This is a genomic window from Cronobacter muytjensii ATCC 51329, assembly GCF_001277195.1.
In the GTDB taxonomy this organism is placed as follows: Bacteria; Pseudomonadota; Gammaproteobacteria; order Enterobacterales; family Enterobacteriaceae; genus Cronobacter; species Cronobacter muytjensii.
Genome location: NZ_CP012268.1, coordinates 169,402 through 181,099, shown reverse-complemented (window position 1 = coordinate 181,099; position 11,698 = coordinate 169,402). Strand labels below are relative to the sequence as shown.

12 protein-coding genes are annotated in these 11,698 nt (G+C 56.4%); 4 read left to right on the top strand and 8 right to left on the bottom strand.

Translation table 11 applies throughout. The annotated features are described in order from the left end of the window. The first annotated feature begins 70 nt into the window (after positions 1-70). A complete protein-coding gene (locus AFK63_RS00920) occupies positions 71-1,366 on the top strand; it encodes a Gfo/Idh/MocA family protein (protein ID WP_038867392.1) in 1,296 nt (431 codons plus the stop codon). 33 nt (positions 1,367-1,399) lie between these two features. Here AFK63_RS00920 and AFK63_RS00915 read toward each other — a convergent pair whose 3' ends face one another. Further along, entirely contained in the window at positions 1,400-3,046 is a 1,647-nt protein-coding gene (locus tag AFK63_RS00915) for a Na+/H+ antiporter (protein ID WP_038867391.1), read from the bottom strand. A gap of 138 nt (positions 3,047-3,184) precedes the next feature. Beyond that, the gene (gene ghxP / locus AFK63_RS00910; RefSeq protein WP_038867387.1) at positions 3,185-4,534 is read right to left on the bottom strand and encodes a guanine/hypoxanthine transporter GhxP; all 1,350 of its coding nucleotides are present in this window, start codon (positions 4,532-4,534) and stop codon (positions 3,185-3,187) included. 104 nt (positions 4,535-4,638) lie between these two features. Between ghxP and AFK63_RS21380 the strand changes: the two genes are divergently transcribed. Then, positions 4,639-4,788, top strand: a complete 150-nt coding sequence (locus AFK63_RS21380) for a hypothetical protein (protein WP_155884343.1) — start codon at positions 4,639-4,641, stop codon at positions 4,786-4,788. Positions 4,789-4,849: 61 nt separating this feature from the next. On the opposite strand, the gene AFK63_RS00905 is transcribed toward AFK63_RS21380, so the two are convergent. Both AFK63_RS00905 and soxR read right to left on the bottom strand, forming a co-directional pair. Continuing rightward, positions 4,850-5,518, bottom strand: a complete 669-nt coding sequence (locus AFK63_RS00905) for a glutathione S-transferase family protein (protein ID WP_038867385.1) — start codon at positions 5,516-5,518, stop codon at positions 4,850-4,852. Positions 5,519-5,595: 77 nt separating this feature from the next. Next, complete coding sequence (gene soxR / locus AFK63_RS00900; protein ID WP_038867382.1) at positions 5,596-6,054, bottom strand: redox-sensitive transcriptional activator SoxR; 459 nt, start codon at positions 6,052-6,054, stop codon at positions 5,596-5,598. A gap of 86 nt (positions 6,055-6,140) precedes the next feature. Here soxR and soxS point away from each other — a divergent pair, with 86 nt between their 5' ends. Next, positions 6,141-6,464 carry a superoxide response transcriptional regulator SoxS gene (gene soxS / locus AFK63_RS00895; protein ID WP_038867379.1) on the top strand — a complete coding sequence of 108 codons (324 nt, stop codon included), beginning with the start codon at positions 6,141-6,143 and terminating at the stop codon, positions 6,462-6,464. On the opposite strand, the gene AFK63_RS00890 is transcribed toward soxS, so the two are convergent. Then, positions 6,452-8,059: an EAL domain-containing protein gene (locus tag AFK63_RS00890; protein ID WP_144420880.1), complete on the bottom strand. Its 1,608-nt coding sequence runs from the start codon at positions 8,057-8,059 to the stop codon at positions 6,452-6,454. The two genes, soxS and AFK63_RS00890, sit on opposite strands and share 13 nt — an antisense overlap. 582 nt (positions 8,060-8,641) lie before the next feature. Between AFK63_RS00890 and AFK63_RS00885 the strand changes: the two genes are divergently transcribed. Beyond that, positions 8,642-8,920 (top strand): YjcB family protein, encoded by a 279-nt coding sequence (locus AFK63_RS00885; RefSeq protein ID WP_038867374.1) that lies wholly within the window; start codon positions 8,642-8,644, stop codon positions 8,918-8,920. A gap of 55 nt (positions 8,921-8,975) precedes the next feature. Here AFK63_RS00885 and AFK63_RS00880 read toward each other — a convergent pair whose 3' ends face one another. The 3 genes from AFK63_RS00880 to ssb1 form a co-directional block, all read right to left on the bottom strand. Beyond that, positions 8,976-9,320: a hypothetical protein gene (locus AFK63_RS00880; protein WP_038867371.1), complete on the bottom strand. Its 345-nt coding sequence runs from the start codon at positions 9,318-9,320 to the stop codon at positions 8,976-8,978. A 175-nt stretch (positions 9,321-9,495) separates the two neighbouring features. After that, complete coding sequence (locus AFK63_RS00875; RefSeq protein WP_038867369.1) at positions 9,496-10,542, bottom strand: GGDEF domain-containing protein; 1,047 nt, start codon at positions 10,540-10,542, stop codon at positions 9,496-9,498. A gap of 427 nt (positions 10,543-10,969) precedes the next feature. Then, positions 10,970-11,512, bottom strand: a complete 543-nt coding sequence (gene ssb1 / locus AFK63_RS00870) for a single-stranded DNA-binding protein SSB1 (protein ID WP_007702264.1) — start codon at positions 11,510-11,512, stop codon at positions 10,970-10,972. Positions 11,513-11,698: the final 186 nt, after the last annotated feature.

Here is an 11,698-nt window from a genome sequence, read left to right as displayed (position 1 = left end):
GCTACATTAGCAAAATGAAACGACGTTTTTATTTTATCCATACGACATTCCCTTTTGCTGAGAGGACGCTATGAAGAAATACGCCCTGGTGGGAACCGGCGGGCGCGCCGGGATGTATATCGAGGCTGTCGGCAGGACATTTCGCGACAGCGCGCGGATGGTCGCCTTTTGCGACACCAACCACACCCGTATGCGCTACGCCAACAGCCTGCTGGAAAAGGCGGGCGCGCCGCCGGTGCCCTGCTTTGCTGCGCAACAGTTTGAAACCATGATCCAGGAGACGCAGCCCGATACCCTTATCGTCACCACGATCGACCGCACCCATGACGACTATATCGTGCGCGCGCTCCACGCGGGCTGTGATGTCATTACCGAAAAACCGATGACCATTGATGAAACGCGCGCGCTGCGTATCCTCGACGCCATCGAAGAGACGGGCCGCCAGGTGCGCGTCACCTTCAACTACCGTTACGCGCCGCACCACAGCAAAGTGCGCGAACTGCTAATGAGCGGCACCATCGGCGACGTGTTTTCGGTGCATTTCGAGTGGCTGCTGAACACGGAACATGGCGCGGATTATTTCCGCCGCTGGCACCGGGAGAAGCGCAACAGCGGCGGCCTGCTGGTGCATAAATCCACGCACCATTTCGACCTGATGAACTTCTGGCTCGGCAGTTACCCGGAGCGCGTATACGCGGAGGGCGCGCTACGCTTTTATGGCCGGGAAAACGCCGAGAAGCGCGGCGTCTCGTCCTTCTACCCGCGCGCCCACGGCTATGCGGCGGCGAAAGACGACCCATTCGCGCTGCATATGGAAGAGAGCGCGCAGCTAAAAGCGCTCTATCTGGATGCCGAACATGAGGATAGCTACTTTCGCGATCAGAGCGTCTTTAGCGACGGTATCACCATTGAAGACACGCTCTCGGTGCTGGTGAAATACCAGAACCAGACGCAGATGACGTATTCGCTCAACGCGTATCTGCCGCAGGAGGGGCTGAACGTGGTGTTTAACGGTAGCCGCGGGCGGCTTGAGATGAAGCTGGTGGAGAACTCCTATGTTAACGGCGGCGGGCTGCGCGAAGCCGAAGGGAGCCTCGATCGCTGCGATATCACGGTGTACCCGATGTTCGCCGCACCCTGGAAAGCGGATTTTACGCTCGGCGAAGGCGGTCACGGCGGCGGTGATAATGCGATGCTGGCGGATCTCTTTGGCGAACCGGGCGATGACCCGCTGCAACGCGCCGCCGATCACCGCGCGGGCGCGATGTCGATTCTGACGGGCATCGCCGGGAATCTCTCAATGCAGCAACAGCGGCCGGTGAACTTCAGGGAGTTCGAGCTGGTGCGGCGGCTTCAGGGACGATAACAAAAAACCGCCGGGCAAGCCCGGCGGTTAGTGTTATTTACGCTCCATCAGCAGCGCTTCCAGCAAGTCCATATCGTGCAGCATTTTCTGCAGCGTCTCGTTGCTGATTTGCCGCGTGGCGCGCAGGTGGTACAGCTCGGCGCGCTCCGCACGCAACGCGGTAAGACGGAAACGACGCTCAAGGTTTTCCTCAAGCTCGCTGTTTTCCACGTCGTTGCGCCCGTCGGCGCGGCGGCGCAGGTTCCCGACGACACGCGCCGAAACCTCTTTTAGCAACTGATCGTCGATGTTCTCTTCGGTATTGGCAGCCAGACGCTCTTCCATTTTCTGGATGGCCGTAATCGCTACTTCCGCCGTTACCGCACGCGCCATACGCTCTTCTTTATGAGCCAGTCCGTGGTCCGGCGTTTCAACCTGTTGCAGCAAAATGGGCAGCAGGATCACGCCGACAAACAGCGAGAAGAGAATGACGCCCGCCGCGAGGAACACCAGCTCATAGCGCGCCGGGAAGGGCGAGCCGTCCGGCAGCAGCAGCGGGATCGAGAGCACACCGGCAAGCGTAATCGCCCCGCGCACCCCGGCGAACGAGGCGACCAGCAGCTCACGCGTGGAGTACGCGCCAAACGTCAGCGGCTTCTTCTTAAGAAAACGCAGGCTAAAGCGCTTCATAATCCACAGCCACAGGAAACGCACGCCAATCAGCGCCCCGTAAATGAGGACGATATCCATGAACAGCATCCAGGTTTCCACGTTCGGATCCAGTTCGGCGGCGGCGAGCGAGGTCTCCATAATGCCTGGCAATTGCAGACCGAGCATCAGGAAAACCATGCCGTTAAACACAAACTCCAGCATCGACCAGACGCTGTTGGCGCGCAGGCGCATCGCCAGCGGCGCGGTGCGCATCACGCCGGAGCGGGTGATGGTCATCCCGGCGGCCACCGCGGCCAGAATGCCGGAGAAGCCGATATGTTCGGCAATCAGGTAGGACGCGAACGGCAGCAGAAACAGCAGAACGATCTGCGTGGCGGGCTCATCGCCGCCCCAGCGGCTCAGCAAACGCAGCGAGCGGCCATACAGCCAGCTGACGGCGATACCGGCGAGCAGGCCGCCAATCGCCACTTTTAAAAACTCCAGCGACGCGCCGCCCACCGTAAAGACCATCGTGCCCATCGCGACCGCGACGGCGAACTTCAGGGACACCAGACCAGAGGCGTCATTCATCAGCGCCTCGCCCTGCAAAATCCCCATGATTTTTTTCGGAATGCGACCTTCGCCGACGATGCCGGAGAGCGCCACCGCATCGGTGGGCGACAGCACGGCTGCGAGCGCGAACGCGGGGATCAGCGGGATGCCTGGCACCATCCAGTAGATGAGAAAACCGATGCCGACGACGGTGAGCACCACCAGCGCCAGCGCGAGGCCGATGATTTCACGGCCATGATCGAGAAATTCGCGGGTCGGCGTTTTCCAGCCGTCGGCAAACAGCAGCGGCGGAATGAACAGGACCAGGAACAGCTCCGGGTTGAAGTCAACGTGCAGACCAAACGTAGGCCAGGCGAGCAGCGCACCGATGGCTATCTGCATCAGCGGCAGCGGGATCTGAAACGGCAACATGCGGGTCACGACGCCGGAGAGCGAGACCATGAGGGTCATAATGAGGATGGTAAAGAAGATTTCCATGCGGTCAGTGCGGCTCCTTGTTATCTGTGATGAAAGACTCACCCCTGATAATAGAACATTGACGCGCCGGAAAAGGAACCAGGTTGTGCCGTGAGGGCCGGAAAAAGCGGGCCGTAGCCCGCTTTGTTAAAGGAATATTTAGATTGCCCAGCCGCCCGCGTAGAAAGCGACCAGCGCAATGGCGATAACCACGGTGCCGATATTGAGCTTACGGAACTCGCCGGAAACCAGGCGGCCAATCACCAGCGACGCGAAACCGATCATAATGCCGGTGACGATGTTGCAGGTCAGGACGATAAATACCGCGGTGATAAGGCCAGCCATCGCGTCAACGAAATCGTTGAAATCGATTTTCGCCACGTTGCTGAGCATCAGCAGGCCGACATACATCAGCGCCGGCGCGGTAGCGTAAGCCGGCACCAGGTAAGAGAGCGGCGAGAGGAACAGGATCAGCAGGAACAGCACGCCGACGGTGATCGCCGTCAGGCCGGTTTTGCCGCCCGCGGCAGTGCCTGCGGCGGATTCGATGTAGACCGCCGCCGGAGCCGCGCCCACCAGACCCGAGAAGACGCTGGAGAGCGAATCCGTCGTCAGCGCTTTGCCGCCATCGATAATCTGGCCGTCTTTATCCAGCAGATTCGCCTGGCCTGCGACCGCGCGGATGGTGCCGGTGGCGTCAAATACCGCCGTCATGACCAGCGCCAGCACGCTTGGGATCACGACCGGGTCGAGCGCGCCCATGATATCGAGGCTGCCGATCAGCGAATTGCCGTGCTCATCGCTCAGCGACGGCATCGCGAACAGGCCTGTGAATTTCACCGTCGGGTCGAAAATCAGGCCCACCACAGAGATGCCGATGATGGTGAGCAGAATGCCGCCCGGCACTTTGAGTTTTTCCAGCCCGATAATCACCGCCAGACCGATAAGCGACATGATCACCGGGAAGCTCGCGAAATGACCGAGCGCCACCGGCAGGCCGTCGAGCGGGTTCTTGATGACCAGGCCCACGCCGTTGGCGGCAATCAGCAGCAGGAACAGGCCAATGCCGATACCGGTGCCGTGCGCCACGCCCTGCGGCAGGTTGCGCAGGATCCAGCTGCGAATGCCGGTCGCGGAAATGACGGTAAACAGTACGCCCATCAGGAAAACCGCGCCGAGCGCGACCGGCACGCTGATGTGCTGGCCGAGCACCAGGCTAAACGCGGTAAACGCGGTCAGCGAGATGGCGCAACCGATAGCGAGCGGCAGATTTGCCCACAGCCCCATGACGATGGAGCCGACGCCTGCGACCAGACAGGTGGCGACGAACACGGCGGCAGGCGGAAAGCCCGCTTTGCCGAGCATGCCCGGCACGACAATCACCGAATAGACCATCGCCAGAAACGTGGTGAGACCGGCAACGACTTCCTGACGGACATTGCTGCCGCGTGCGGAAATTTTAAAGAAGGCGTCGAGCGAACCGCCGTTACGCGCAGAAGGCGTAGACATAATGAGACATCCCCTGAAAGTGAGTATTTTTTATAACTCGCGCGTGGCAAACAACCCGCTGCGGATCAAACGTTAACTCCCTGCGTTCTGTTTGTGGTGTTGAAATGGCCACAAAAAGCAAACGTTTAACTCCACGCGCAAAAAACGGCAAAATTTTAAGGCAAACGATTATCCAGCCTCCGGACGGGGATTTTCAACTGAACTTTACGGCTTTTGCCAAAAACCTGCGCTGGCTGATGAATAATTCAGCGTAGGCTGCGCAAACGATATCGTCGATGCGCAAAAAAATGGCCTTCCGGGGAAGGCCGGGGAGCGTCAGCCGCCGGGGATCTCCAGCGGGCCGCCTTTTTCAATGGCGCGCTGCCAGGCCGGGCGCGCCTGCAGGTTATTGAGCCACGCGCGCAGCTGGCGGAACTCGCCGGCATCGCTGCGCGCCAGCAGGGCGATAATCGGAAAGCTCATCTGAATATCGGCCATGCTGAAGCTCTGTCCGGCAAACCACGGGTGTAGCGTCAGATGATCCTCAATAAAGCGCGTATGGGTGGCGATCTGCTTATTCAGCCAGGCTTTTTGTACGCCCTGCCCGAGCGCTTTGCCGAGCGTGCGAAAGCCTATCGGCACCGGCTTTTTACCGAGGCTGCTGAAAACCAGTTTCATCATCAGCAGCGGCATCAGCGATCCTTCGGCGTAGTGCAGCCAGATGCGGTACTGCATTTTTTCTTCGGCATCCTGCGGCTTCAGGCGCTGCGTGGCGTCATAGGTCTCCTGGAGATATTCCAGAATGGCGCCGGACTCGATAATTTTATGGCCGTTATCTTCCAGCACCGGCGATTTGCCAAGCGGATGCACTTTCTTCAGCGCAGGCGGCGCCAGCATGGTGGGCTCGCGCTGGTAACGCACCAGCTCATAGGGCAGACCCAGCTCTTCCAGCGCAAAAAGAATGCGCTGCGAGCGGGAGTTATTCAGATGATGGACCGTCAGCATGGCGTTTTCCTTTCGCTTTTCATTGCATTAACTATAGAGAATCCATCGCTGACGCACAGGATTTGTTTAGCCGGTGCCTATTCATCTTCCAGCAGTCGCGCCCCACTGCCCTGCGCGCCGAGCCGGTCTTCAGGGTTGCGCAGCGGACAATCGCGGTGCGACAAACACCCGCAGCCGATGCAGCCGTCGAGATCGTCGCGCAGCGCAGTCAGCGTTTTGATGCGCCGGTCCAGCTCCTCGCGCCACTGGGTGGAGAGCTGTTTCCAGACTTTCGGACTCAGGTTTTGGCCTTCCGGCAGGACGCCGATAGCTTCGCCAATCGTCGCGAGTGGAATGCCGATACGCTGGGCGATTTTAATGATCGCTACCTGGCGCAACACATCGCGCCGGTAACGGCGCTGGTTGCCGCTGTTGCGGGTGCTTTTGATCAACCCTTTGGTCTCATAAAAGTGCAGCGCAGAGACTGCGACGCCGCTGCGCTTCGCAACTTCGCCCGGCGTGAGCAGCGATTTGATTCGGGGTGCTTTCTTTTCCATCTGGGGCTTTACCTCAAGTTAACTTGAGGAATTATACTCGCCGCTCAGAAGAACGGCTAACCCATAACTGAGGAAGAGGACGGCTTATGTCACATCAGGAAATTATCCACGCACTGACGCAATGGATTGAGGAGCATATTGACCAGCCACTGAACATCGACGTGGTGGCAAAGAAGTCGGGCTATTCGAAATGGTATTTACAGCGGATGTTTCGCACCGTAATGCACCAGACGCTCGGAGAATACATTCGAAAACGTCGGCTACAGCTGGCGGCGCAGGAATTGCGCACGACCCGGCGGCCGATATTTGATATCGCGATGGATTATGGTTATGTGTCGCAGCAGACGTTTTCGCGTATTTTCCGCCGCCAGTTTGACCGCACGCCGAGCGATTATCGTCAAAGCGCCTGACGGTTAACGACGCAGTTCTGCCAGCCCGGCATCGCCCGGGCGTCATCCTGTTGCAGCCAGGTGATAAACTCTTGCTGCGACAGCGCTTTTGAAAAATGCCAGCCCTGACAATACTGCACGCCGCGCTTTAACAGCCAGGCCACCTGCTCTGCGGTTTCCACGCCTTCGGCGATGATTTTCAACCGCAGGCTATGGGCCATATCAATAATATGCTCGGCGATCAAATGACTGGTGCTGTTGGTGGTTAAGGTATCGATAAACGATTTATCGATTTTCAGAATATCGACGTTCAGCGAATAGAGATTATGCAGATTGGAATATCCGGTGCCGAAATCGTCAATGGCAATCTCAAAGCCCGACTGACGAAATGCCTGTATAACCGGCGTGGTGCGCGGCACATCAATAAAACCCCGTTCGGTCACTTCTATCTTGATTTGCTGCGCCCGCACGCCGTGCTGGCTATTCTTGCCTTCAATTAATGCAATCAGACGCGACGAATGGAAATCGGATGCCGAAAGGTTAATGGAGATATAAATTTGCGGATGGGTCGCTAAGAAATGGCCTAAGTCATTAAATAACTCTTCGACTACATAATCCGTTACCTGCGCGATCATCCCGGTTTTTTCCGCGAGCGGAATAAATTCCGCTGGACTCATTACCTGACCGTTATAGCCCGGCCAGCGCAGCAGCGCTTCCGCGCCAACGCACATACCGTGTTTGATATCCATAATCGGCTGGTAATGCAGGCGCAGCATGCGCTTTTGCAAGGCGCGCTGCAGCTGGCGGCTCGGTGAATTAAAGCGGTGGCGAGTGCGGGTGCTGATAAACACCAAAAGGCCGCCCATCAGCAGCCCAAGCGGCAACATTACTGACATCTGACGCCGCCACGCCTGCCAGAACCAGGTCTCGGACGTCGAAACGACAATGGCGATGGGGCGTTTGCCCGAGACGACTATCGACCAGAAGCGGCCTTCTTTTTGAAAATCGGTTTTATGCGCGCGCGCGAACGGTGCCAGCGTATGGGCGTCTGTTTTTTCACTCAATGAAAAAAACGCCCGGGTCGCAGTATCATAAACGCCGTAAGTCAGCGCGGTGTCGTTCGTTAATATTTCACTAAAAGAGAGAGGGTTAACCACCGCGACATAATTGCCTTTACGCAAATAAATCATTTTGTGGCCGGAGTAGAACGGCGTGTCACGGTAATAATAGAAGGCGATATCCGGTGTGCGCGTATAATTCGCCGGAGAGAGAATAAAAGGCTGATCGAACAGGGGCGAGCATAATAACTCATCACCCTGAGCATAAATTAAGTCTTCGACATAAATCTGACCGCGAGCAATATCCAGCATATTGCGCTGATGGGCTGGCGAGCATATTTCACCCTGATATTTTTCGGCTTCATTACGGGCTTTCTCGACGTGGCTTAGCACCAGTTCGGTACGGTTGAGCACAAGCTGCGCGAAGGTATCCAGATGCGCGCGCGTTTCGTTGACAGCCCGATGGTGGGCGAGCCAAAGCGCAAGCATCACAGGCAGTAAGACCACCATGATTATGCCTGAGATTCGCAACGCCTGCCGTCGTGCCCTGAAATTCATTATGGCCTCATATCCCTGCTTTCTGTGTCACATTTATTACCTGATGAGACACGTCGCAAACAGGTGTTTACGTTGCATCAATCAGCAGGCATTGGCAATAGCCTTTTCCAGTTACCAGGTCAATATTTCGCGTGAAAGATTAAAATTTGCCGTAAGGGAAAATGCCAACGGCTATTTAATTTTTCTTAAGTGAAATATTTACGCTAATGCTGGCCCTAAAATTCATCAACCGTTCCAGAAAACGATTTAAGTTAAATTAATCATGATTGCCGAAAAAATGTACGGCCTGCTTTTTTTATGTCGAAATGGGAATGCCCGCATCGGTTAAATCTAAAAAACCGCTTTTTTGTGTATTGCGTTATTTCTGAACATTTTCATCGCATGCGGGATCATGCCCCCCTTGCCAGGGTGATTTTTTCAACAAAGCGCAGCCGCCAGACTGGCGAATAAAACAACAAATGTGATACAGTTCACACTTAGTGTGCAAGTTTACATGCTTGCCGTCACGTTAAATTTTAACGCCGCGCCAGGCCCACCTCTCCCTGGCCACCCGCGCGGCAGGTCGTTTTGAGGACAGGTTTCATGGCTACGCTTACCGCCAGCATGGTACTGATGCGCTGGCAACTTCTGGGTGCGGTTTTAATGTTTCTGGCCAGCACTCTTAATATTCAGTTTCGCAAATCTGACTACCAGGCGCTGGCGGTGATCAGCAGCGGTCTGGGCATTGTCGCCTCCTGCGTCTTCGCCACCGGTCTGCTCGGGGTGAGCATCGACTTCCACGCCATCTGGCACAATATGAAAGACATCATGGTGGAAGTGATGAGTCATACACCGCCGGAATGGCCGATGGTGGTGACCTGATTTGCCCGCTCGCTGATTAAAGCCCCTGCGCCAGGGGCTTTTTTGTGCCCTGCGTTTACATACACCCCGCGCAGCTGGTGCAGCGCCAGTCCGCTTTATTCACCGCCCGCCAGAAGGCACGATAGTAGTACTCCTCAAGCGGAATGCCGTTATCGAAAAACCAGTCGGTCAGCCATTCGACGTTTTCGACAATCCACTCATCCTCTTTGAGTCCGTCAGCGAACATTTCATCTTCCGGATCGATAATCGAATAGATCCCCCAGGTGTTCATCGCTTTTTCCTGCCAGTGTGGCGGCAGCGTCACCGGACGCTCTTCGAACGTAATCATCCAGTGGCCGTGGCAGAGCAGATTGCCGTTACGGCTCCAGGCGGCGGTAAACGGGTTATTTTCCTGTGTCATCGCGTGCGTTCCCTGTGTGAAATTCACCTGCGGGCGGCAACTGGCGCGCGCGTCAATAAACGCCGTCGCACAGGAAGGAATCGCAAAGCATGTCACTTCGTTATCACCGGGAAAATGCTAACTAAGAGGTACCCGGGGGTTACTTTTCATGATTTTTTGATGCGTAATCAGCACGTTAATCGGCGATCACCAGCCGGTTTCGCCCCTGCTGCTTACCGGCGTACAACATTTTATCGGCACGGTTAAGCGCCCTCTCAAACCCTTCTTCTTTGCCGAGCGCGCTGAGTGCCAGCGTGGCGGTCACTTCACGTGGGTTCTTGTCCGTCTGCCCGACCCACTCCTGAATGCGCGTCAGCAGGCGCTCCGCCACCCGTCTCGCATCCGACAGCGAGGTCTCAGGCATCAGCACCAGAAACTCCTCGCCGCCCCAGCGCGCCACGATATCGCTTTCACGCACGTTATCGGTGATTGCCCGCGCGATGCGCTGCAAAATCATATCCCCGTAACTGTGGCCGCAGCTATCATTGATCGCTTTAAAATGGTCGATATCCAGCAGCAGCAGCGCCACATCATGACTACCGGACTCTTTTTCCAGTAGCGATACCTGGTGCATAAAGTGACGCCGGGTATAGAGATTCGTCAGACTGTCGCGGCTGGCGGTGTTAAAGAGATCGAATTTCATGGTGTGCGTGAATTCAACCGAGCGCAGCGTCGTATACATCAGAAGCCCAATCGCCATCACAGCATTGGCGATGCCGATGCCATTTAATACCGGCGCGCTTAAGCCGGACGCTGTCCCCATATGATCGCGCAGGGCATAGCCCACGGTGCCAAGCACCGCAATAGCCGTCAGGAATATCGCGCGCCGCACCGGCACCTGCTGAAAGCTGAACGACACAATCGGGATAAGCGAAAACACAAACAGATAAAAATTGCTCTCCCAGCCCAGCATTACCGTGGTGGCGATGGCGTGCGCCAGGATCTCCACGCTCATCAGAGTGCCGACATAAAGATACCGGTAATGCTCTATCTCATTCAGACAATGGATATAAACCATCACGCTGAAGATGTTAAAAATGGCGAGCGTCGGGATCCCCATCGACAGAAACAGAAAAATCAGCCCGACGTGAATCATCAACGCCAGCCAGACGATCGGGATAATGTGTTGCCAGTATTGGTCGGTCGCCTGGCTAAGAAGTTGGTCGCGATCTCTTTCTGACATGGGCTAACCTGAAGTCGGGGCATCCCTGCCGAAAACGTATAGAGCGTCTGGATGCTTCATGAAAGCTATATCGGCAATCGCCCGGCGAGATTTAGCGCGCCACTACGTAAAAGCGCTATGCCGTTCATTTATGGCTTATTTCTATCGCCAGCCAGAGGCGGAACGGGTTGATGCTTAAAAAGCCTCCGAATGGCTTACATATTACCGTTTTCGCATCAGGTCAGTGGTTAATGGCGCAGATAAAGCCATAGTTCAGCGAGAGGCGCGCAGAAAAGCGGCAGAAAAGAAAGATAAATAACGCGCTGAATAAGCACAGGGCGACAAAGCAGGAAAGCGCAGAAATAAAACCGCGGATAAAGAAAAAGCCCTGCCGGAGGCAGAGCTTTTCGGTGCATGCTGACAGGGCGCCCGGACGGAGCGCCGCGTATCAGAACGGGATATCGTCGTCGAAATCCATCGGCGGTTCATTGGAAGGCGCCGGAGCCTGCTGCTGCGGACGGGACTGCGCGCCGCCGCTGAACTGCGCGCCGCCACCCTGCTGCTGCGGCTGCTGAGGCTGACCCCAACCGCCCTGCTGCTGGCCGCCGCCCATGTTGCCGCCTGCCGGTGCGCCGCCGCCCTGACGGCCGCCCAGCATCTGCATGGTGCCGCCGACGTTAACCACGACTTCGGTAGAGTAGCGATCCTGACCGCTCTGATCCTGCCACTTACGGGTGCGCAGCTGGCCTTCGATGTAGATCTGCGAGCCTTTGCGCAGGTATTCGCCCGCCACTTCCGCCAGCTTGCCGTACAGCACCACGCTGTGCCATTCGGTCACTTCTTTCATCTCACCGGTCTGCTTGTCGCGCCAGGATTCGGAAGTTGCCAGGCGCAGGTTCGCCACGGCCCCGCCGTTCGGCATGTAGCGTACTTCCGGGTCCTGCCCCAGATTACCGACGAGAATCACCTTGTTTACGCCTCTGCTGGCCATGATCGTGTCTCCTGAAAACATTTCTTAATAGTGTAAACATTCCATTCTACCACGTCAGCCTTCAATGTTGATAGCTGCGAGACGGCTTCAGGAAATGTTCACACAGTATACACGGTTGCAAATAAATACTGGATATCCATTCAGGTTAAATTGTGTCATAATTAACCGTTTCTGGCCACCGGTTGT